Genomic DNA, 22,880 nt, shown 5'->3' with positions numbered 1-22,880 from the left:
TTGTTTTTCCAGTGTCTATCTTTGTTATGGAATAAGAAGGTTGACATCGTTGTTATTAGACCGAGGTTGTTATGCCGCAAGGTTCGCCTTCTGATCAAGAATTGGTTGAAAGAGTTCAAAAAGGGGATAAACGAGCATTTGACCTATTGGTATTAAAGTATCAATACAAGGTTTGTGGCCTCATTAGTCGCTATGTAAACGACCAACACGAAGTTATGGATGTGGCACAAGAGAGCTTCATTAAAGCGTATCGTGCCATCCACACTTTTAGAGGCGACAGTGCTTTTTACACTTGGCTTTACCGTATTGCGGTAAATACATCAAAGAACTATTTAATAAGTCGATCTCGTAGACCGTCTGGTAGTGATGTTGAGTTAGATAATGATGACTCTTTTTCTGTGTACGAGCAGTTGTCCGATGTGGCTTCTCCCGATGCAAATTTAAATCGAAATCGGTTAGAAGAGGCTATTTATAGTGTAATTAAAACGTTACCAGAAGAGTTGAAATCGGCCATTACATTAAGAGAATTTGATGGAATGAACTATGAAGAAATCGCACAAGTAATGAATTGCCCTGTAGGTACGGTTCGCTCGCGTATATTTAGAGCGAGGGAAGCGATCGAACTGCATATTCGTCCCTATTTGGACGGAGGAGAGTGATATGAATAAATCAAAAAAAACGTTACATGATAAGAGTGTAGCGCAATGCGTATCGGATTTTATCGATGATCGTATATCGAGTGACGATTTAAATTTCCTGTTGTCGCAAGAGGATGAAGAATGGAAAGCTACTCTTAATGCGTATGCGGCGACTCAGAAAGCGTTGAGCAGTTCTGAGCCCATGGTAGATTTTTCTCAATTCGATTTATTGAGTCGAGTTAGGGAAGGGATAGACGGGATTGAGCCTGATCAACTTCCAGACCAATCGAATGCCGAACCCGCTAATGTCGTGGATTTGTTAGCTAGAAAAGCTGAGTTAAATGACACTGACTCGGCTAATTTAGGCAGCTCGTTATCCAGTGCTTCGTTATCACACGACTCGTTAGTAAATAAAGAGCAGAGAAAAAATAACATTATTTCTGTTAAAACCTTTGCGATGGTGGCAAGCGTTGCCTTTGTTGTTGTATTAGGTGGACAATTATTTCTTTCACAAGACAGTGGTTTTGCTAGTGGTGAAGGGGGTTCTGTAGAGACGGTTGCAAGCTTGGATCAAACGCATTCTATATTAGATAACCCTCAAGATATTAAAACACTGAGTTTAGATGTTCATAATGATCGTTTGCAGAGTTATTTAAGACAGCATGCTGAGCAGTCTGCGATGGCGACGAATCAAGGAATGATATCAATGGCACGCATCGTGAGCTTTTCTGTTGAAAATGATGATCAATAGGTGATTGCATTGAAAAAAATCGTTCTTAGCTTACTGATTGGTTTTGTTGTGAATGTCGCCTATGCTGCCTCAGATAGTAGTGCAGGTTTGGCGCGTTTGTCTAATATGGTGCAATCCTTTTCAGCATTAAGCTATCAAGGCATATTTGTTCGTTCACAAGGTGTGGAAATGAACAGTATGAGAATTTTACATGATGTTATTGACGGCTCAGAATACGAACGTTTGGTGGATCTTGATGGGGATAAAATTGAGGTTATTCGTGTCGATGACAGTGTAATCTGTGTGTACCCTGATATTTCCTTTGCTAATACTGCCGATCCAGTAACCGCGCCACTTAGGCAGTTTAAAGAGTTGAATGGTGAGCGTTTATTAGAAGGTTATACATTTGAATTGTCTGATACAACAGAGGTGATTGCTGGAAGGCATACACATAAACTGTCTTTGGTTCCTAAAGATAATTATCGGTTTGGGCATGATTTTTGGCTTGATTCTGAAAACGATTTTCTATTAAAGCACGATACGTTAAACCTACAAGGTGATGTGATTGATCGAGTTCAATTCACGGATATAAGCTTTACTCCAAATTTGACAAAAACAGACTTTGTTCCACGTTTGGGCACATATTCTCGTCATATTGTTGACGTTAAGCCTAAAATGACGGACAACAAATGGCGTTTTGATTGGTTACCTGATGGGTTTGCTCCTGTTTGGCGTGATGCTCGGGTATTAAATGAAAAAACAGCCATGCTACTTCTTTCTGATGGCATTACGTCTATTTCCGTGTTTGTTGAGCCAACCGATATTGAAACGGCTTACTCTGTTATGGAGATGGGGTCAACGACAGTAGGTGAAGTCTCTAGAGCGTTGCAAACGGATATCCTAAGATTAACAATCGTTGGTGAGGTGCCAGAAAAAACGGTTGAAAAAATGCTGATGTCTTTTTTACCTAGGACTGCATTATGATAGAAGAAAATGGTCGAGTGTTGTCGATTAGCAATGGTTTTGCTGAAGTGGAGACTATTCGAACGAGCAGTTGCACAGCATGTCGTGCTCGTCATGCCTGCGGACATCATGCTGTTACCCAGATGTCCTCATCCAATAAAATGAGGATGAATACCATGTGCGACTTAGACGTTGTAGTAGGGCAAGAAGTGGTTATAGGCGTGCCGGAAGATACGTTACTTAAAGCATCTATATGGATGTATTTTGTACCATTAGTTGGTCTTGTTGTGGGTGCAACTTTTCCTAGTCTAATTAGTGATGACCCCATGTTACCTGTAATGGGGGCTTTATTAGGGTTCTCTGGTGGTTTCTTTTTTGCTAGAAGCAAAGCGGAGAAAGAGTCGGGTAATCCTGATTTTATGCCGAGAGTACTGCGTGTAAAGACAGTGGAAAGATTGCAAATTTCCATTTATCAACACCCTTGATATCCTTGTCTTTGCTACTATAAATTATGCAAAGTCGAGAGCCAGATGATGACGAGCAAATGTTCTTTTTTAAAGGCAAATTTGAGTATTCTCGACGTATTCTCTTTTTACTATTTCAGTACTGTTAGATTTTTGGTACACCAAAGGAGACCAATCAATGAACAGAATGCTTAAACAAACCAGTATCATGCTTGCCAGTTTCTTCATGTTTTTTTCTGTTACGGCATCCGCAGTTGAGTTACCCGATTTTACCGAACTTGTCGAAATTGCTTCTCCAGCCGTGGTAAACATTAGTACAGAGCAAACCCCAAGCAAAAACTCGAAACGAGGTGGTAACCTTAGTCCAGAAGCGGAAGAACTGAATGAATTTTTTCGTCACTTTTTTGGTCAAAAACCATTTGGAGGACAGCGGCAACCATCACCAAAACAAAGACAGCGAAACTCATTGGGTTCCGGTTTTATTGTATCTGAAGACGGATACGTCTTAACCAATAATCATGTTATAGACGGTGCGGATGTTATCCATGTACGTCTTAACGATCGCCGTGAGTACGTTGCTACGTTAGTAGGAACCGATCCAAGAACCGATTTGGCATTATTAAAAATAGAAGCAACGGACTTGCCTACTGTTGAAATGGGGGATTCAGATGGTCTGAAAGCAGGGCAATGGGTACTAGCCATCGGCTCTCCATTTGGCTTTGATTACACGGTCACAGCGGGTATTGTCAGTGCATTAGGTCGTAATCTACCTTCTGATAATTACGTGCCTTTTATTCAAACCGATGTTGCTATCAATCCGGGTAACTCTGGTGGACCCTTATTTAACTTAGAAGGTGAAGTGATTGGTATTAACTCACAAATCTACACGCGTTCTGGTGGGTTTATGGGCGTGTCTTTTGCTATTCCGTCTAATCTTGTTATGTCTGTTGTAGATCAATTGAAATCAGATGGCAAAGTGTCTCGCGCTTGGTTAGGCGTTATTATCCAAGACATTAATAATGACTTGGCAGAATCTTTTGGGTTAGATAGACCTGCTGGCGCACTGATTAGTCGTGTATTACCAGACTCTCCAGCTGAGAAGTCAGGCTTAAAAGCCGGTGACATTATTCTGGAATTTGGTAATGAAGTAATTGAGCACTCTGCTGAATTACCTTATCGAGTGGGTGGCATGAAAGCTGGAGATAAAGTTAAAACATTGATTTATCGTGATGGACGTAAAAAAGAACTGGCATTAATGTTGGAATCTAGACCGGATGATCCACCACTGTTTGCACAAACTCAGCAAGAGCAAAATCGATTGGGTATGACGGTCGAAAACCTAGCGGCAGAAGAAGCAGACAAGCTGAATATCGACGGCGGTGTGGTGATTACTCAAGTAATCGGAGGTAATGCGTCTCGAAACGGTTTGCAGAAAGGCGATATTATCACGATGTTAAATAGTCAAAACGTTGATAATGTGAACAGTTTTTCAAGCATTATCGCCGATTTACCGAGCAATCGTTCAGTGCCTATGAGAGTGATTCGTGATAGCTATCCGATGTTTATACCGTTTAAAATTACTGAATAGTTTTAATAGATAAAGATAAACGCCAATCTGGCTCTCTAGATTGGCGTTTTTTTATGAAGAATACAAAGATAAAAATAGAGCGTTTACTTAAGTAGCCTAAATGCTTCTAATGTCTCAACATGGATGTTTTGAACTCTAGCAAAACGTTCGTCTGGGTTGTCGATGACAGCCCATGTATGACGCGTTTTAGCGACCATTTTTTGATCTGTTTTCGTTATTCCATACCAGTCAAAATCTACATTAACTGTAAAATGGTTTTCTTCAGTTTCCACCACTGAGAAATTTTCTAGATGATGGCTACTTTGCTTGAGTTGCAGTGGTGCGCCATTGAGCCATTTAGATAAGGCGTCAATGCTGTTAATTTTATTATTTACAGATGAAAAGTTTAATGTGAAGTTCGGCGTTAGAAGTTCTTTAAATGGCTCCACATTGCCATCGAGTTGTTCCATTAATGCTGCCCAATAATGTACCAGAGATAACATACGGTTTTCTGGATAGGCGTCCTCAAAATCAAGCATTGTTGTTCCTGTTGGTTTAATGTTGATTTCGGCAAATGTTGGCAGTAGCGAGTTGCTAGCAATCAAGCGTGTGTCATAATCAATACTGTAGCTGCTTTTTTCGCCATCTGGTTTTATGTTCTGATATTGAATGCTGGCGGTGAGTTGGTACTCAGTAGGGGAGGTTTCGATAACATTCACTGCCTGAACATGATGAGCATTCTTCCAGCCTGTAAAAACTTTTACACGTTCATGGTAGTTTTCTTTGCCTTTTACTTGACCTGCCGCGGAGGTGATCATGATACCTTTCGCTAAAATATCCATTTGGTTTTCGATTCTTGTCTTATTCATTGGTCGTTCATACAATTGATACCAACGATAAAATTGCGCTTTGACTAAATGCGACTGTGTGGTTTTTGTCGCATTAAAATGTGTTTCTTCGTCACTTAATGCAGAAGTCGATCCCATCAAAGAGGAGGCGATAATTATAGCCGACAGTGTTTTTCGTATATGATTCATAAAAGTCCGTATTATCCAGTTGGAAATATAAAAAGTAGACTTGTGAGTTTACCTTTATTTCTTCAAAAGTAAACTCACAAGTCTACTTTTGTTTGTTGTCTAAAATGAGAGTGAAAATGTCTTTGAACGAAAGTGTCAGTGCTCAAAAGAAGAGTGCAATTATCGAAGCGGCGATAGAAGAGTTTATTGCGTGTGGTTTTCGTAAAGCCAGCATGGATAAAATTTCATCCAGAGCAGATGTATCAAAACGTACTGTTTATAAACATTTTATTAGCAAAGAGAATTTATTTTCAGAAATAACCGAAAGTATTTGGAGTGAAACATTAAAGGCAACAGAGTATGAGTACAGCTCGTCTATCCCTCTTAATGTGCAGTTAACTGACATTGCGAAACAAGAATTAGCGCTTATTACCTCTGATCGATATCTTAACATTTCTCGTATGTTAATGGCGGAGAATATGATTACACCAGAGATTGGTATAGAAGCATTATCCAAAGTGGTGACATTAGAAAGTGGTTTAAAACGTTGGATAAAAAGCGCAAAACAAGATGGTGCATTAGCATTAGATAATATTGACTTAGCGACGACCCAGTTTCTGGGGTTGCTAAAAGGCGCCGCTTATTGGCCTCAAATTATTTATAGAAAAAATACGCTTGATGACAGCAGTCTATTGTTGGTCGTCGATTCGGCGGTGAACATGTTTTTGGCAATGTATAAAAAACAGGATAAGGGACGGTAGAGAAAAGCCATAGCTTGTTATGGCTTTTCTGCAAAAGTGACTTAAGCTTTCCCTTTCCATGGTATTAATTTGGCTTCAATTTTTCTCATCATGATATCAATGCCGTAACCAATTAACCCGACGATGATAACGCCTAGAACGACAATGTCAGTGGCTAAAAATTTACTGGCAACCATAATCATAAAACCAACACCTGATTCTGCTGCCACCAGTTCCGCGGCCACAACGGTGCCCCAACAGACGCCCATGGCGACTCTCATTCCTGTGAAAATCTCAGGTAAGGAATTGGGCAGAATCACATACCGTAAAATTTGCCTCTTATTGGCACCCAATGAATGTGCGGCATGAATCTTATTGAGCTTCACACTGCTGACACCCGCTCGTGCTGCAATGACCATTATCCAAAGGGCCGCAAAAAAGAGCAGTAGAATTTTTGAGCGTTCCCCAATTCCTGACCAGATAATTACTAATGGGATAAAAGCCAGAGGTGGAATAGGTCGAAAGAATTCAACAATTGGATCAAACCAACCTCGAATGATTTGCGATAACCCCATAGCAAAGCCAAGTGGAATACCGATTAAGCAACCTAATGTGAAACCGACAAGAATACGATATAAGCTTGCCCAGATGTGTTCCCAAAGTGAGAAGTTACGATATCCTTCCTCAGATATTAATGAAAATTGTTGCCAAACTGCACTTGGAGAAGGCCAAAATATAGGGTTAATTAAGCCAAAGGCGCTTCCTAAATACCAAATAATGGCGAGTGTTAATACGGAGAGAACACTCCAAAATCGGCCTTTGCCAACGGCAGATGTATCACCAAAGGTAGATATTTTTCTTTTATCAAGACCTGTTTTTGTGAGGCCTGTATAGCTTTTAAATGATTCATATAAAGTCATAGTTACATTCCGACAGCTTGATTATTACCCATGATTTCTTCTTCCATTTCCCAAATCATGGAGAGAATCTCTTCGCGTTTTGCAATAAACTCAGGGGAGGCTTTAATTTCTCGAGGGTCTTGGGTAAGCCCAGCTTCTGCGAATGGCAAGGTATATTGTTGTTTAACTCTTCCGGGGCGTGGCGCCATTACGAACAGTCTCTCACCTAAAAAGAGGGCTTCTTCGACACTGTGTGTAATTAAAATAATGGTTTTTCCGGTCTCTTTCCAAAGTTTCAGAACAAGACTCTGCATCTTCTCTCTTGTTAATGCATCTAATGCACCTAAAGGTTCATCCATTAGAATAATGTCAGGATTATTTGCTAAGCAACGAGCCAGAGCCACACGTTGCTGCATGCCGCCAGAGAGCTCATAAATGGCCTTGTGCCCAAAGTCTTGTAGGCCGACTGTTTCGAGTAGGTCATCGACAATTTTTTTTATTTCTTCAGGAGGCGTACCCTGCATTTGCGGGCCAAAACCAATGTTTTCTGCCACTGTCATCCATTCAAACAGAGCACCTTGTTGAAATACCATGCCCCTATCTGGGCCTGATCCATGTAGCCTCTTTGATCCATTAGAAACACTGCCTGAGGTTGAAGACAAAAAACCAGCGATAATGTTTAAGAGAGTGCTTTTCCCGCAGCCAGATGGACCAAGAATCGCCAGTAGCTCACCCTGTTTGAGATTGAAACTAACATTCTGTAGGGCTTCAACCGTGCCACCATCTGGAGTGTCAAAGATCATTGAAACATCGTTTACTTCCAATTCAGACATTACTAATACCCCTATTCAATGAACAATGAGCACTCGATACTTGAATGTATTGAGTACTCACTATCGCTTGTCCTTAGTTTACTTTTGTATAAAAGCTAGCATTGATTGTTTGACTATAATCATCGAGTGATCTTGGCATTTGTTTTTGTAAGACGAAGAAGTCTGCGACTTCTTTAGTGAATTTTTGTACTGAGCCTCCCATCCACTTTTCTGAAATTTGTTCTTCTTTTAAAGGGAAATCAAATAGACCCAGAACTTGATTTGAGTCATTGAGCGATAGACCTGAGGCTTTAGCAATAATCGGCTGAACGGCCGCAGGATCCATTTGATAATTTTTATTCGCATCATCGGTGACTTTCAAGAACTGCGTGACCAGCTCTGGGTATTCTTCAGCAAATGAATTACTGGCAGAGATAACGTCGAACACACGAATACCAATGTCTTCTTGGGCTTCGGCACTCATTAGTTCAGAGCCATATTCCTTCATCCTACGTAATGCGCCACCCCAACCGCAGGACATTGCCACATCACCACGAGCTAACGCAGCAGCACCATCTGCTGGTGGCATGTCTAACATACGTAATTTTTTAATGTCGATATCTAGATGCTCCATGATTTTTAGCATCTTATAATGGGAAACTGTTCCGAAGGGAACTGCAACATTCTTGCCTTCTAAATCGTTTGCATTATTGATTGTAATGTTTGTATTTGAACCCACAATGCAATTGTCATTTTTTGAATAAGACACGGCCACGCCGACCATTGTGATGGGTAAACCTTGTGACACAGCGATTGTGAAAGGCACCAAACCTTGAGAGTAAGCAATGTCGACACCACCTGATGCCATTGCGGCGGACATAGCAGTACCTGAGTCAAATGCATGCCATTCAACGTTGACTCCCATTTCTTTATTGTAAGTTTCATTTACTTGGGCTACTTGGTTTGCCGTAGGCCATTCTAAGAAGTAACCAATAGACACTGTGTCGGGTTTGTCGGCAGCTTGAGCGAATGTGGCTGAAGATACAATGGCAGTACAAGCTAGTGTGTTTAGCGCAATGGATAATGTTTTCTTCATAAAAACCTCTTTGGAAAGTGTATGAATGTAATATTGCTTCCATATATCATCTTGAAGTTTCGTCGACTTTGAGTCTTCTAAAAGATGACCTTGTAACGATACTGCCGTTTAAAAAACAGTTTCACAATTGAGAAAAAATCTTTAATTGTTAGAAAAACTAACTTATTAAGTTGATTGATTTTTGTGCAAAAAAAACGTTTGTTCTAGTTTCTGCTGCATTGTTGAGCAATGCCTATCGTATCAAAGAGAATTATTCGACTTTTTTTGTGGTGAGCATGGATGTAATCGCTCTAATGGTGTTTTTTTGGTGCAGAGAAAAATCAATATGGTGTGTTTTATGTCGTGATTAGCGTTGTATTTTAAATAGGCGAAGAATAAAAAATACGCTAAAAGTTTTTTTTGCTTCTTTTTGCTTCTTTTAGACGAATAAGAATGCTCGAGCTTGTCGAAATGAAGAAATTTATTGTTACGTTTTAATGAAATTATTTATTGTAATTTCATTTTTGTGTATGTAGTTTCCATTTTTGATTTATTCATTTAAGAAAAGTTAACTCGATAAATAAAATGAGGCGTTTATGGAACGTGAAATGATGGAGTTTGATGTGGTGATTGTTGGTGCAGGCCCTGCCGGTCTTTCAACGGCTTGTCGGTTGATGCAACAAGCGAATGATGCTGATAAAGAATTAATGGTTTGTGTTGTTGAAAAAGGCTCTGAAGTGGGAGCCCATATTGTCTCTGGAGCGGTTGTTGAACCACGAGCATTGGACGAGCTTTTTCCCGATTGGAAAGAACGTGGTGCTCCCTTAACAACGCCTGTTGTTGAGGATCAAATTTATTTTCTTAAAGACGTAAACAATAAGATCAAAATCCCGAATGGGCTAGCGCCAAAATCCATGCACAATCATGGCAACTACATCGCAAGTGTTGGTAATTTATGTCGTTGGCTTGCGGAACAAGCGGAAAGCCTTGGCGTGGAAATTTTCCCTGGCTTCCCCGCGTCGCATATTATCTATGGAGATGATGGGCGTGTTGCTGGTGTCGGTACGGGTGATATGGGATTGGATGAACAAGGAAATCAAAAAGACACCTATATGCCGGGCATGGATTTGTTAGCCAAATACACAGTTTTTACCGAAGGTTGTCGTGGACATTTGGGTAAAGAGTTAATTAACAAATTTTCGTTAGATAAAGAGTCAGATGTTCAGCATTATGGTATTGGTATAAAAGAACTATGGGACATTCCTTCAGGTAAGCATCAAGCGGGTTTAGTTCTACATGGTACGGGTTGGCCTCTATCCGAAGCGAAAGCAAATGGCGGCTTCTTTTTATACCATACAGACAATAATCAAGTCGTTGTTGGTCTCATTACCGACCTCAATTATGATAATCCTCATTTAAGCCCATACGACGAATTTCAAAGAATGAAACACCATCCCTTGATTTCCGAGCATCTACAGGGTGGGAAACGTGTTTCGTATGGTGCCAGAGCGATTGCAAAAGGTGGATTAAATTCATTGCCTAAAATGACTATGCCCGGAGCGTTTCTATTAGGGTGTGATGCAGGCACACTCAATTTTTCAAAAATTAAGGGTACGCACACAGCCATGAAATCTGGCATGTTAGCGGCAGAGGTGTTATTTTCTGAAGTTATAAAAGACAACGCAGGAGGTGATGATTTACTGCAATATCAAGATGAATTTAAAGCCTCATGGTTGTATGAAGAATTGCACAAGAGCCGTAATTTTGGGCCATTACTGCATAAGTACGGAACCTTGGTAGGCGGTGCGCTAAATGTGGTTGAACAGAATATTATGAGGTTCCCGTTTACCGTACGAGATCATCAGCCAGATTACCTCAGTTTGAAACCTGCCAAAGAGTGCGCAGTTATCCTATATCCAAAACCCGATGGTGTGCTGAGTTTTGATAAAGCCTCCTCTGTCTTTTTATCCAGTACCAATCATGAAGAAAACCAGCCTTGTCATTTGCATTTAAAAGACCCAACCATCCCTTTATCGAAAAACTTCCCTCTGTTTAATGAACCTGCGCAACGTTATTGTCCCGCTGGCGTGTATGAAGTGTTGGATGAAGAAGATGGCAAGAAACGTTTTCAAATAAACTCGCAAAACTGTGTTCACTGTAAAACATGTGACATTAAAGACCCTGCTCAAAACATCACATGGAAAGCACCTGAAGGCGGTGGTGGTCCAAATTATCCGAATATGTAATTTAAAGAAACCAATGTTCAATGAAGCCGTGTATACAACGGCTTTTTTTCCTTTGAAAGAAGAAGTCAGACTGCTGCGTGTCTTTATCCTATTCAATACGGCCGATTTTTTGTGCAAAGATAAAAAATACATTGACATAAAAAAATGAATAAATGATCATTTAAATGAAATTAATACTTGAAATTTCATTTAAATGATTTTATTCATTCTATGTTGGAGTGCAAAATGAAAGTACTGGTCGCCGTAAAGCGCGTTGTGGATGCAAATGTTCAGGTTCGAATCAAGTCTGATCAATCTGCTGTTGATCTATCTAATGTAAAAATGGCTATTAATCCTTTTTGTGAAATAGCGATTGAAGAAGCCATTCGACTAAAAGAATCTGGCGCAGCAACGGAAGTGATCGTTGTTAGCGCTGGTAGCGATGTTTGCCAAGAGCAGCTGAGAACAGCGCTGGCTTTAGGTGCCGACAGAGCCATTCAAGTGAAGACAGATGCAGAACTTCAGCCATTGGCTATTGCAAAGCTCTTGCACAAAGTGGTTGAAAAGGAAGAGATTGGTTTAGTGATTTTAGGCAAGCAATCTATAGATGGTGATAATAATCAAACCGGTCAAATGTTAGCTGCTCTGGCGGGAATGCCTCAAGGCACGTTCGCATCCAGTGTGAAAATAGAAGGTGAAGAAGCGATTGTTACTCGTGAAGTGGATGGGGGGCTGCAAACGATTGGTTTGAAATTACCTGCTGTTATTACCACGGATCTTCGCTTGAATGAACCAAGATATGCATCGCTACCCAATATTATGAAAGCGAAACGCAAACCATTAACTCAAATTACTCCAGAAGAATTAGGGGTTGATGTCACACCTAGATTAGCCACTGTTGTAGTAAATACTCCACCAGTTCGTGCGGAAGGTCAGAGAGTGTCTGATGTATCTGAGCTGGTAGAGAAGTTGAAACTGGAAGGAGTATTGTAATGACTATTTTAGTAATCGCTGAACATGATAATAATCAACTAAAAATTGCGACGGCAAACATCGTAACCGCAGCCATTACGCTGGCTGAAAAAGTTGGCACAGACGTGGCGCTTTTTGTAGCAGGAAAAAACTGTCAAACCGTTACAAATGAGGCAGCGAAAATTCAAGGTATCTCTAAGGTGTTTGTATCTGATTGCGATGCACTAGCTCATCAGTTACCTGAAAATTTAGCACCAATGCTGGCGGAGTTTGTTAAACAAAATGATGTTAGTCACGTAATGTTTGCGGCGACGACACAGGGTAAAAATGTGTCTCCTTGTACAGCGGCCTTGCTGGATGTGGCTCAAATTTCAGAAATCACTGATGTGATTGATGCAGATACGTTTATTCGTCCTATTTATGCGGGCAATGCATTAGTTACCATCAAAAGCAGTGATGCAATTAAAGTCATTACTATTCGAGGTACTGCGTTTTCTGCGGCTGAATTGTCTGGCGGCGTAGCTGAAATCGTGACGTTAGGTGCCGCGGAAGATAAAGGGTTATCACATTTTATCAGTGAAGAAGTGATTGAGTCTGACCGCCCAGAGTTGACGTCTGCAAAAACCATCATCTCGGGTGGTCGTGGCATGCAGAATGGTGACAACTTTGTCTTGCTTGAACGAGTAGCAGATAAAATTGGCGCTGCGGTGGGTGCTTCGCGAGCAGCGGTTGACTCTGGTTTTGTGTCGAATGATATGCAAGTGGGTCAAACAGGGAAAATTGTTGCACCGGATTTATATATCGCAGTTGGTATATCGGGTGCCATACAGCATTTGGCTGGCATGAAAGATTCAAAAGTGATAGTAGCGATCAACAAAGATGATGAAGCACCGATATTTAATATTGCGGATTACAGCTTGCAGGCTGACCTTTTCGATGTGCTGCCTCAGCTTGAAGCCCTACTTTAGTAGATAACCCTATTAATACAAGGTTACTTAATAACAGCGGTAGCCTTGCTTGGAGAACGACTTACATGACTAACCGTACTTATCGTATTCTTTTAGATTGTCCAGACCGTATCGGTATCGTAACTCGCATTGGTGAAGTTATCACGAATAACGGAGGCTGGATTAATGAAGCGGCCCATCATTCGGATGAGGAAAATGAATGGTTCTTTTCTCGTTTTGAGATTAAAGCCGACACACTTCCCTTTGGATTGGATGAGTTGGCGCAAAAATTTGCCGCGTTGCGTGAAGAATACAACATGAACTTACAAGTGTTGGATACAGACAAACCTAAGCGTGTTGTCATCATGGCAAGTAAAGGTAGTCATTGCCTTTCTGATTTATTAGACCGCTGGAAAAGTGGCGACCTTCTTTGTGACATTCCATGTGTTATATCTAACCATGAAGACATGAGAAGTTTGGTTGAATGGTACGGTATTCCTTATTTTTGTGTGCCAATTAACCCAGAGAACAAGCAGGTTGGTTTTGATGAAGTGGAGCGTTTGGTACTTGATCATCAAGCTGATTGCGTTGTATTAGCCCGTTATATGCAAATTTTACCTCAGGCTTTGTGTGAAAAATTGCGACATAAGGTGATCAATATTCATCATAGTTTCCTTCCTTCTTTCATTGGAGCAAAGCCATACCATCAGGCTTCTCGACGTGGTGTTAAGCTCATTGGTGCGACGTGTCATTATGTTACTGAGCAACTTGATGAAGGCCCTATCATTGATCAAGATGTTGTGCGAGTAAGCCACAGCGACAAAGTAGAAGACCTAGTCAGACGGGGTAAAGACGTTGAGAAAAATGTATTGGCGCGAGGGCTGCGTGCGCATTTAGAAGATCGAGTGCTAGTGCATGGAAATAAAACAGTGGTATTCAATTAAGCGAATTTATTAATTACGCGCTTTGTAAAAAACCAGCAAAGCGCTCGGAGAGAAATGATGACCAAAACATTACCCACTTCTGCTCAAGTTGTTATCGTTGGAGGCGGCGTTATTGGTTGCAGCGTGGCATACCATTTAACAAAACTTGGCTTTACTGATGTTGTTTTGTTGGAAAGAAGGCAGCTGACATGTGGTACAACGTGGCACGCAGCGGGATTGGTGCCAACGCTACGTGCAAATTACAACATGTCAATGCTGGCGAATTACAGTGCTACTTTGTATGAGCAACTCGAAGCAGAAACAGGCCAAGCAACGGGCTTTGTTCGTAATGGCTCACTAACCATAGCGACTAATAAAGAGCGCCTTGCTGAATTGAAACGTGGTGCATCCATGGCAAAAGTGGCGGGCTTTCCATGTAATGTCATTTCCCCTGATGAAGCAAAATCTTTGTGGCCTCTAATGAACGTTGATGATGTTATTGGGGCGATTCATTTACCAATGGATGGCATGGCAAGCCCAGTCGATGTGACTCAAGCGCTGGCCAAAGGTGCTCGTATGGGCGGCGCTCAAATCATCGAAGGCGTAAAAGTCTTAGACATGAAGGTGAAAGACGGCAAAGCGGTAGGTGTTGTTACTGAACAAGGAGACATCGACGCAGAATTTGTGGTGAATTGCTCTGGGATGTGGGCGCGTGAATTTGGTAAAAAAGCAGGGGTTAATGTCCCTTTGCATGCAGCTGAACACTTTTATGTTGTTACTGAAAATATGCTGGATCTTCAGCATGGCTTACCCACAATGAGAGACATGGATGGCTTTTGTTATTACAAAGAAGACGCAGGTAAATTATTGGTAGGCATGTTTGAACCCAATGCCAAGCCATGGGGCATGAACGGCATACCTGAAAATTTCTTTTTTGATGAATTGCCTGAAGATTTTGATCACCTAGAGCCTTATTTAGAAGCGGCGATGCATCGACTGCCTATTCTAGAACAAACCGGCCTACAACTGTTTTTTAATGGCCCTGAATCCTTTACTCCCGATGATCGTTACCATTTAGGTGAAGCGCCAGAATTACGTAACTACTATATCGCAGCGGGCTTCAATTCAGTTGGTATTCAGTCTGCTGGTGGTGCAGGTAAAATGCTGGCGGAGTGGATTCATAAAGGACATGCACCGAGAGATTTATGGGACGTGGATATTCGCCGAAATATGCCTTTCCAAGGAACACAAAAATATTTGCAAGAACGTACAACGGAGTCTCTAGGCTTATTGTATGAAACGCATTATCCATTTAAGCAGTTTAAAACATCTCGTGGTGTACGACGTTCCGTTTTACATGAGCAACTCAAGGCTCAAGGTGCTGTATTTGGGAGTGAGAACGGTTGGGAACGCGCAAATTGGTTTGCAAAAGAAGGTCAAAAACCAGAGTACGAGTATTCTTTTGGAAGACAAAACTGGTTTGAAAACAATCAGGAAGAGCATCATGCCGTCAGGAATGCGGTAGGTGTTATTGATCAAAGCTCTTTTTGTAAGTACAAAATTGAAGGCCCTGATGCGGAAACGTTCTTAAATGAAATTTGTTGCAACAATGTGTCTGTTGCCATAGGCAAAATGGTTTACACCCAATGGCTCAATGAACGCGGTGGAATCGAGGCTGATGTGACGGTGACACGTTTCAGTAACGATTCGTATTTAGTCGTGTCTGGCGTAGCTTGCCAAACACGAGATATGGATTGGTTGAAACGTCATAAGTCGCCAAATATGATGGTAACCCTGACGGATATGACTTCTGCGTACGCAGTGATTACCGTAATGGGTCCAAAATCCCGTGATACCTTGTCCAAACTTACGCGTGAAGACTTATCGAATGAAGCATTTCCTTTTGCAACATCACGTGAAATTGAAATGGGTTACTCAATTGCGCGAGCGTCTCGTATTACTTATGTTGGTGAATTGGGTTGGGAGCTGTACATTCCAACAGAGTACGCGCCGAGTATTTATGATTTGATCTTTGAAGCGGGTGAGGAATTTGGTATCCGTCCATACGGCTATCACACGATGAACTCGCTGCGTATGGAAAAATGCTACCGTCACTGGGGGCATGATATTACGGACGAAGATACAGTATTAGAAGCGGGGCTTGGCTTTACATGTGATTTCAATAAAGACGGTGGCTTTATCGGTAAAGAAGCCGTACTTGCACAAAAATCAAAAGGGCCGCTTAGTAAACGCTTTGTTGCCTTTTTGTTTGAAGACGATGGCCCGCTGTGTTATCACGAAGAGCCTATTTATGCCAACGGTCAAATCGTGGGTCATACTACGGCGGGCATGTTTGGGCATTCTGTTGGGGCAACGATTGCCATGGGTTATGTTAAGCATGATAACGGTGTTACTAAAGACTGGTTAGAAGCATCGTCATTCGAAATTGAAGTAGAGTGCGTACGATACAAAGTAACGCCATCGTTTAGATCGTTTTATGATCCGTCTATGGAAAAAATTAAATGTTAATCTTGGGGGAAATTAAGAGAATGTTGATCACATTCTCTTAATGCTCAAGTTTACCTGTTTTCACTCATATTTTTATTAATCATCATAGGTAAGAGGAAAGATTAATGGCTGCATTAATTTTGGATGGAAAAGCGTTGGCAATGAGTAGAGAGCAACAACTTAGTGAGGCTGTAGAGGAGTTGGTTCAGTCTGGAGCTGACATCCCTGTATTGGCGACTATTCTGGTAGGAGGCGATCCTGCTTCGGCAACGTATGTACAAATGAAGCAAAATGCCTGCCGCCGTGTGGGGATGGACTCCGTTAAAATTGAGCTTCCAGAAAACACAACAACGAAAGAATTATTGGAACAGATTGATCAATTGAATCAAGATCCTAAAATAAATGGGATTTTATTGCAGCACCCCGTGCCTGCGCAAATTGATGAACGCTCTTGCTTTGACGCCATTGCTATTGAGAAAGATGTAGATGGTGTTACAACAACAGGCTTTGGTTTAATGTCGATGGGGGAGCATGCGTTTGGTTCAGCGACACCTGCGGGCATTATGACGCTATTGCAACATTTTGATGTGCCTTTAGCAGGGAAACATGCCGTAATAGTGGGACGCAGTCCGATTTTGGGTAAACCGATGGCGGCTATGTTGTTGAATGCAAATGCGACGGTGACTGTGTGCCATTCTAGAACAGAAAACCTCGCAAGCTTTGTATCTCAGGCGGATATTGTTATTGGTGCCGTTGGTAAACCAGAGCTTATTAAAGCCGCATGGATTAAAGATGGGGCGGTTGTTGTGGATGCGGGTTATCACCCTGGTGGAATAGGCGACATTGATAAAACGGGGCTTGAGCAAAGAGTGGCAGCGTTGACGCCTGTACCTGGTGGGGTTGGCCCAATGACGATCAATGCGCTTATTAGTCAAACATTGTCGTCGGCTAGAATAGCTTTAGAGTAATCGTTGTGTTGTTTGTATATAGAAGTATAAAGAGATGAGGCTTAATGCAATAAGCTCATGTATTTGCGTCTCTTCTCTGTTTCTTTTCTTTAATAGCGTTACTGTATTGAGTAACGCTTGCCCCTAGAATCCGAATAATCTTAAAGTAACGTTTTTTGATATTATCGGTTATTCTTATCTATTTTTAATGGATATCACCGTTTCCATTAACACTTTCTTTGACGTTACACTGCAAAATTTACATTCTTGGTATTATAGACCGTTATGAAAAAACAAATAAACGATGGTACGGATTACGAAAACCTAAAAATAGGTCGTCAAATACGCGATTTACGTAAGGCTAAAGGCATCACGTTGATTGAAATGGCAGAACGAATTAGTCGTTCGGTAGGGTATGTTAGCCAAGTTGAAAGAGGCGTGTCAGCGTTGCCTATTCCTGTTTTGCAATCCATTAGCAAAGTATTGGATGTTCAGGTGAGTTGGTTTTTTCATACGGATTTGGAAACGCCAATGGATGAAATGAACCACATTGTAAGACGAAGTGCTCGACGCAGTTTAAATTTTTCAGGAACGGGTATTAGAGAAGAATTATTATCACCAAGATTGTCAGGGCAATTACAAATGATTTTGACAACGTTTTCTCCTGGATCCGGTACGGAATCCCGTGAGAGAAAAGGAGAGGAAGGCGGTTTGCTGCAATCCGGTACATTAGAGCTTGGAATTGGTGATCAAAGCTTTTTATTAAATGAAGGGGACAGCTTTATTTTAACGGGCAATGAACCTCATTGGGTACGGAATCCTTCGAAAAAACAAGATGCGGTTGTCATGTGGACATTGGTTGATGGTTATTAATTTATTTTATTAAAACGCTGATATTTCACTATTTTAGTCTGTGTATAGAAAAAAACAGACCGGAGAATGATCCCCGGTCTAGTGGAAAAATAAGTAAAACTTGATTAGTTATCGGACTTTAACAAAGCTCCTTTTGCATCATAAGGCGCGCCTTTAAGAGGTGTAACAGGATAATGCGTTCCTAAAATTTGTACAGTTAGCTCTTTATCTAAATATTCTGTCTGAATGTAGGCCAGAGCTAAGCTCTTCTGACAACGATGGCCGTAACCACCCGAACTTACTTGCCCTACCGCTTTACCGTTATGGTAAACAGGCTCCATACCGGATGCTGCATCAACGTCATTTGAATGCACTTCTATCAGAACCATTTTCTGTTTTACACCCGCAGACTTTTCTTTAACAAGCGCGCTTTTTCCTTCAAATTCTCCCTTGTCCATTTTCACAAAGAAGCTTAGGTTGGATTCTAAAATACTGAACTCAACGTTTAGATCATGCCCCCACATGGAATAGCCTTTTTCAAGACGCATAGAATCCATGGCTCTCAAGCCAAAGTCACGGATGTTGACATCTTTACCTGCTTCCATGAGCGCATCGTAAAGTGCAACTTGATGTTCGATTGGATGGTGTAACTCCCAGCCCAGTTCCCCAACAAAATTCATACGAAGTGCTCTTACTGGAACTCCTGCAATGGTGATTTCTTGGCCTGTAAACCATGGGAAATCGCTGTTGTTGAGACTGGAGTCTGTTAGCTTGGCAAGTACTTTACGTGAATTTGGCCCTGCTAAGACCAGTGTGCCGTAATCCTGAGTGATGTTGGTTAGCTTAATGGAGCCGTCTTTCGGTAAACGAGTACGTAGTTTGTCTTCAATTAACAGCTCGCCCGCTGCTGGTGCCATCATATAGTAGCGACCGTCATTAAGTTTTGTTACTGAAAACTCCCAAGCGATGCCACCGTCTTTTGTTAAAGGATGTGCAAGAGCGATGTTTCCAGCTTCTGTTGGGATACGGTTTGGCGAGAAGGACTCTAGCCATCTATGAGCGTCTTCACCTTCAATTTCAAATTTTGTGAAAGGAGAGAGGTCGAGAACACCCACATTGTTTTGAACGTTTTTGCATTCTGCGGCAACCGCATCAAACCAATTACCACGACGGAAGCTGTGTTGCTCCATTGGCTCACTGCCTTTTGGTGCAAACCAGCTCGCACGCTCCCATCCGAAATAAGCGCCAAAAACGGCATTTTTCTCAGCTTGCCGAGAGTAAATAGGGGATTGTTTTTGACCTCGTTTGGCAGGTCGCATGGCGTATTCATTCGGGAAGCCTAATTGATATTCGTTAGCATACACTTCCGTGCCTTTTGCAACACTGAATTCGTGGTCTGCATAACTACCAAAACGACGTGGGTCCAATTCAAATAAATCTAACTCAGGATGACCATCCACAATCCATTGCGCCATAAAATGCCCTGCGCCACCACCTTGAACAATGCCAAAGTTGAATCCAGTACAAACAAAATAATTATCATAGCCGTGCACAGGGCCAATCAAGGGGTGGCCATCTGGAGTGTAGGTGATTGGGCCATTTACGGTTGTTTTAATACCCGCATTGCCAATAATGCTCACTTGTTCCATCGCTGTGCACATGATTTCTTCAATTCGATCTAAAGACGGTTGCAGTAACTCTTGGCCGAATGCGGCAGGTACTCCATCAATGGCCCAAGGAATGCCGCCTTTTTCATAAGGACCTAAGATCAGTCCTTTGCCTTCTTGGCGAAGATAATAAGACACATCAGGGTCTCGCAGCATCGGTAGCATGGTGTCTCTTTCTTCTAGCTCAGGAACATTATCCGTCACGACAAATTGATGTTCCATTGAACAGACAGGCAAACGATGGCCAATCATCTCTGCGACTTCGTTACAGCGGAAACCTGCGGCATTTACGATGATACCTGCATCAATGACCCCTTTTTCAGTCGTTACCTTCCAGCGGCCATTTGCTTGCTGCTCGATCGATTCCACTGGGTTGTGGCGTACAATGGTTGCCCCTGCTGCTCGGGCACCTGCCGCCATTGCATTCGTCACACTTGTTGGGTCTATATGACCATCGGCTGGATCCCACAAGCCACCAATTAATCCTGTTGTATCAAGGAATGGGTAAATTTCTTTGAGTCTATCGTTATCGATAATTTCTAAGTCTAAACCTGCTAGGTCAGACATTGCAGCGACGCGTTTAAATTCATCCATGCGGTCTTGAGTGTGAGCAAGACGAACTGCACCTGTTTGATGGTGATCAACAGGTTGGCCTGTTTCAGCCTGTAATCGGCTATAAAGATCGATACTGTATTGTTGAAGCTTCATAATATTGTAGCTGTTGCTAAAGTGAGGTAGGTTCCCCGCTGCGTGCCACGTTGATCCAGACGTTAGTTCTAACTTTTCAGTTAACATTACATCTCTCAGTCCCATTTTTGTTAAATGGTAAAGTGTACTCACGCCTGCAATGCCGCCACCAATGATAAGAACGTCAGTTTTATTTTTCATCTTTATATTCTCATGTTAATGCTCGTAAATTGGAGCTTGTGTGTTGATATACACTGATGCTATAAAACAGTAAGCATTACTACAAGCGATAAAATATTTCTTTTTGGATAAGCTAGACTTATTCATATGAGGCTTGAAATGAATAAAGAACTCACAAGCAATATACAGTTAAATTGGTTAAGGACATTTGAAGCAGCGGCACGGCAACTGAGTTTTACGCTGGCATCTGAAGAACTCAATATGAGCCAATCGGCCGTGAGTCAGCAAATTCAATTGCTAGAGCACCACTTGGATCAGAAACTGTTTGTGAGGGCTAATAGGTCGATTCAGCTGTCAGATGCAGGGCGAGCATTTCTTCCTTTAGTTCAAGATTCGATGCGCTTATTGAATACTGGTGCGGCGCAAATTTTTAGCCCACTCAACGTCTCTGTGGTGGACGTTAATGTCAATACCTCGTTTGGTGTGCTTTGGTTATCCCCCCACATTTCACTGTTCAATGCCATTTATCCTCAGGTTTCTGTGCGTCAAAGAGGTACGAATTGGGAGGGTGATTTTGATATATCAACCACTGAATTAGAAATACGATACGGTGCTGGGAATTGGTCGGGTTTTGAATCTCACCTTTTGATTACGCCGAGGTTGAGGCCTTATTGCACGCCTCATAATGCAAAATACCTACGTTCTCCTGCGGATTTAGGGCAATTACCCTTATTGGATGTTATTGGAACAAAGCAAGGGTGGGACAGCTGGTTAGGTAACATGAATTTATCCTCTTTGATGGATCAACCTCGCCATTATATGGACAATTATGCTTCTGCTGTGAGTATGGCCTCCAACGGGTTTGGCATTTGTTTGATGTACGATGAAATGATGCAAAAAGGGGTATTGGCGAAGCAACTGGTTGCGCCATTTATAGACAGTATTGAAACAGAAGGCAGCTATTATTTATGCTATCGAAGTGATCAAACTCTCTCTCTAGCATCTCAGGCTTTTTGTGACTGGATACTGAAAGAATCCCGTTCAAGTCTTTAACGTATGAGATATTACCTATGAAGAGACGCTTTCCGCCATTAAATGCTTTACGTGCGTTTGAAGCCACGGCACGTTTTTTGAGTTTTCAAAAAGCCGCAGACGAATTAAATGTGACGCATTCTGCTGTTAGCCATCAAATCAAAAAACTTGAACAAGACTTAGGCGCTGAACTGTTTTCTCGTTTAGGGCGGAGAGTGGTGCTAACGGATTTGGGGCGTCGGTATTATGTTGACATCCACGCCTCACTGCAAAGAATAGAGCGCAGTACGATAGAGATCTTTGGTGAGCCTGATCAAGGTGAGTTAATCGTACAGTTTTATATGGGAATTGCATCAAGATGGCTGGTGTCACGATTAGGTGGCTTTTTACAGCAATATCCAGGGATACACATAGAGTTATTTAGCCCCTATTTTGGGTGGCTATATGAACGTGACTCTGCGGATTTAGGCATTATATACACCGAAGAACTTGATAAAAATTTAACTTACCATCACTTGTTTAAAGGCGCTCTTATTCCTGTATGCAGCCCTTTATTATTCGCAGAAGGATGCTGTAACTCATTGGATGATTTGCTGATGCAACCGTTACTGCATGTGTCTGAATCCCCTAATAACGTGGCCTATTGGCTCAACTATCAAGGCGTTATAAATTGCAGTGATATTGCGATTAAGGAAGGGTATGACAACCATCAGCTGGCACTGGAGGCCGCCATCTCAGGTCAAGGCGTGGCCATTGTCCCCTCGTTTTTTGCATGTGGCGATATTGCCAGTGGTAAACTTATCGTACCTATCGAAAAAAGCGCGCCAGAAATGGGAAACTGGTACATTGTTTACCCTAATTCTTCCTTAGATAACTCAAAAGCGCTCTTCTTCTCAAATTGGCTTTATAAAGCGATTGAGCAAGATCAAGTGCTGCAAAAATACATATACGAAACAAAATCCAAGTATTTAGAGTGACTGAATAGTGACTATGGAAATCTAAGAGTTGTTTACCACAGAACACGGTTTCTTAGCAT

The 22,880-nt window shown here is 41.7% G+C and carries 20 protein-coding genes; 15 read left to right on the top strand and 5 right to left on the bottom strand.

The genetic code is table 11. The features are described from left to right. Positions 1-71 precede the first annotated feature (71 nt). The 5 genes from rpoE to ACMUMJ_RS11675 all read left to right on the top strand — a co-directional run bounded on the left by rpoE (position 72) and on the right by ACMUMJ_RS11675 (position 4,383). Entirely contained in the window at positions 72-659 is a 588-nt protein-coding gene (gene rpoE / locus ACMUMJ_RS11695) for an RNA polymerase sigma factor RpoE (RefSeq protein ID WP_414679024.1), read from the top strand. A 1-nt stretch (position 660) separates the two neighbouring features. Then, positions 661-1,389, top strand: coding sequence for a hypothetical protein (locus ACMUMJ_RS11690; protein WP_414679023.1), 729 nt, complete (start codon positions 661-663; stop codon positions 1,387-1,389). Continuing rightward, a complete protein-coding gene (locus ACMUMJ_RS11685) occupies positions 1,390-2,352 on the top strand; it encodes a MucB/RseB family sigma factor regulatory protein (protein WP_414679022.1) in 963 nt (320 codons plus the stop codon). Continuing rightward, positions 2,349-2,816 carry a SoxR reducing system RseC family protein gene (locus tag ACMUMJ_RS11680; protein ID WP_414679021.1) on the top strand — a complete coding sequence of 156 codons (468 nt, stop codon included), beginning with the start codon at positions 2,349-2,351 and terminating at the stop codon, positions 2,814-2,816. Before ACMUMJ_RS11685 ends, ACMUMJ_RS11680 begins: the two co-directional genes overlap by 4 nt. Before the next feature lie 157 nt (positions 2,817-2,973). Further along, positions 2,974-4,383 carry a DegQ family serine endoprotease gene (locus ACMUMJ_RS11675; protein ID WP_414679020.1) on the top strand — a complete coding sequence of 470 codons (1,410 nt, stop codon included), beginning with the start codon at positions 2,974-2,976 and terminating at the stop codon, positions 4,381-4,383. A gap of 83 nt (positions 4,384-4,466) precedes the next feature. Here the strand turns inward: ACMUMJ_RS11675 and ACMUMJ_RS11670 are convergent, their stop codons facing one another. Further along, on the bottom strand, positions 4,467-5,399 hold the full coding sequence (locus ACMUMJ_RS11670; protein ID WP_414679019.1) for a hypothetical protein: 933 nt from the start codon (positions 5,397-5,399) through the stop codon (positions 4,467-4,469). 116 nt (positions 5,400-5,515) lie between these two features. On the opposite strand from ACMUMJ_RS11670, the gene ACMUMJ_RS11665 reads away from it, so the two are divergent. After that, a complete protein-coding gene (locus ACMUMJ_RS11665; protein WP_414679018.1) occupies positions 5,516-6,139 on the top strand; it encodes a TetR/AcrR family transcriptional regulator in 624 nt (207 codons plus the stop codon). Positions 6,140-6,180: 41 nt separating this feature from the next. Here ACMUMJ_RS11665 and ACMUMJ_RS11660 read toward each other — a convergent pair whose 3' ends face one another. The 3 genes from ACMUMJ_RS11660 to ACMUMJ_RS11650 all read right to left on the bottom strand — a co-directional run bounded on the left by ACMUMJ_RS11660 (position 6,181) and on the right by ACMUMJ_RS11650 (position 8,925). Further along, a complete protein-coding gene (locus ACMUMJ_RS11660) occupies positions 6,181-7,038 on the bottom strand; it encodes an ABC transporter permease (protein ID WP_414679017.1) in 858 nt (285 codons plus the stop codon). A gap of 2 nt (positions 7,039-7,040) precedes the next feature. Continuing rightward, complete coding sequence (locus tag ACMUMJ_RS11655) at positions 7,041-7,850, bottom strand: ABC transporter ATP-binding protein (RefSeq protein ID WP_414679016.1); 810 nt, start codon at positions 7,848-7,850, stop codon at positions 7,041-7,043. A gap of 73 nt (positions 7,851-7,923) precedes the next feature. Further along, complete coding sequence (locus ACMUMJ_RS11650; protein WP_414679015.1) at positions 7,924-8,925, bottom strand: taurine ABC transporter substrate-binding protein; 1,002 nt, start codon at positions 8,923-8,925, stop codon at positions 7,924-7,926. A gap of 575 nt (positions 8,926-9,500) precedes the next feature. Here ACMUMJ_RS11650 and ACMUMJ_RS11645 point away from each other — a divergent pair. From ACMUMJ_RS11645 to ACMUMJ_RS11615, 7 genes are all read left to right on the top strand, one after another. Next, positions 9,501-11,150, top strand: coding sequence for an electron transfer flavoprotein-ubiquinone oxidoreductase (locus tag ACMUMJ_RS11645; RefSeq protein WP_414679014.1), 1,650 nt, complete (start codon positions 9,501-9,503; stop codon positions 11,148-11,150). Between the two features lie 225 nt (positions 11,151-11,375). Next, a complete protein-coding gene (locus ACMUMJ_RS11640; protein WP_414679013.1) occupies positions 11,376-12,122 on the top strand; it encodes an electron transfer flavoprotein subunit beta/FixA family protein in 747 nt (248 codons plus the stop codon). Next, positions 12,122-13,069 carry an electron transfer flavoprotein subunit alpha/FixB family protein gene (locus tag ACMUMJ_RS11635; protein ID WP_414679012.1) on the top strand — a complete coding sequence of 316 codons (948 nt, stop codon included), beginning with the start codon at positions 12,122-12,124 and terminating at the stop codon, positions 13,067-13,069. Before ACMUMJ_RS11640 ends, ACMUMJ_RS11635 begins: the two co-directional genes overlap by 1 nt. 65 nt (positions 13,070-13,134) lie before the next feature. Further along, a complete protein-coding gene (purU, locus tag ACMUMJ_RS11630; protein WP_414679011.1) occupies positions 13,135-13,992 on the top strand; it encodes a formyltetrahydrofolate deformylase in 858 nt (285 codons plus the stop codon). Between the two features lie 54 nt (positions 13,993-14,046). After that, positions 14,047-16,500 (top strand): GcvT family protein, encoded by a 2,454-nt coding sequence (locus tag ACMUMJ_RS11625; protein WP_414679010.1) that lies wholly within the window; start codon positions 14,047-14,049, stop codon positions 16,498-16,500. A gap of 104 nt (positions 16,501-16,604) precedes the next feature. Further along, a complete protein-coding gene (folD, locus tag ACMUMJ_RS11620) occupies positions 16,605-17,447 on the top strand; it encodes a bifunctional methylenetetrahydrofolate dehydrogenase/methenyltetrahydrofolate cyclohydrolase FolD (protein WP_414679009.1) in 843 nt (280 codons plus the stop codon). Positions 17,448-17,711: 264 nt separating this feature from the next. After that, positions 17,712-18,299: a helix-turn-helix domain-containing protein gene (locus tag ACMUMJ_RS11615; RefSeq protein ID WP_414679008.1), complete on the top strand. Its 588-nt coding sequence runs from the start codon at positions 17,712-17,714 to the stop codon at positions 18,297-18,299. A 104-nt stretch (positions 18,300-18,403) separates the two neighbouring features. Here the strand turns inward: ACMUMJ_RS11615 and ACMUMJ_RS11610 are convergent, their stop codons facing one another. Then, positions 18,404-20,833, bottom strand: a complete 2,430-nt coding sequence (locus ACMUMJ_RS11610) for a GcvT family protein (protein ID WP_414679007.1) — start codon at positions 20,831-20,833, stop codon at positions 18,404-18,406. Between the two features lie 138 nt (positions 20,834-20,971). Between ACMUMJ_RS11610 and ACMUMJ_RS11605 the strand changes: the two genes are divergently transcribed. Next, positions 20,972-21,865, top strand: coding sequence for a LysR family transcriptional regulator (locus ACMUMJ_RS11605; RefSeq protein WP_414679006.1), 894 nt, complete (start codon positions 20,972-20,974; stop codon positions 21,863-21,865). Positions 21,866-21,882: 17 nt separating this feature from the next. Continuing rightward, the gene (locus tag ACMUMJ_RS11600) at positions 21,883-22,821 is read left to right on the top strand and encodes a LysR substrate-binding domain-containing protein (RefSeq protein WP_414679005.1); all 939 of its coding nucleotides are present in this window, start codon (positions 21,883-21,885) and stop codon (positions 22,819-22,821) included. Positions 22,822-22,880 lie beyond the last annotated feature (59 nt).

Source organism: Marinomonas phycocola, from assembly GCF_047525455.1.
In the GTDB taxonomy this organism is placed as follows: domain Bacteria; phylum Pseudomonadota; class Gammaproteobacteria; order Pseudomonadales; family Marinomonadaceae; genus Marinomonas.
The sequence above is the reverse complement of the archived record's forward strand: the minus strand, read 5'-3'. Positions and strand labels throughout refer to the sequence as shown.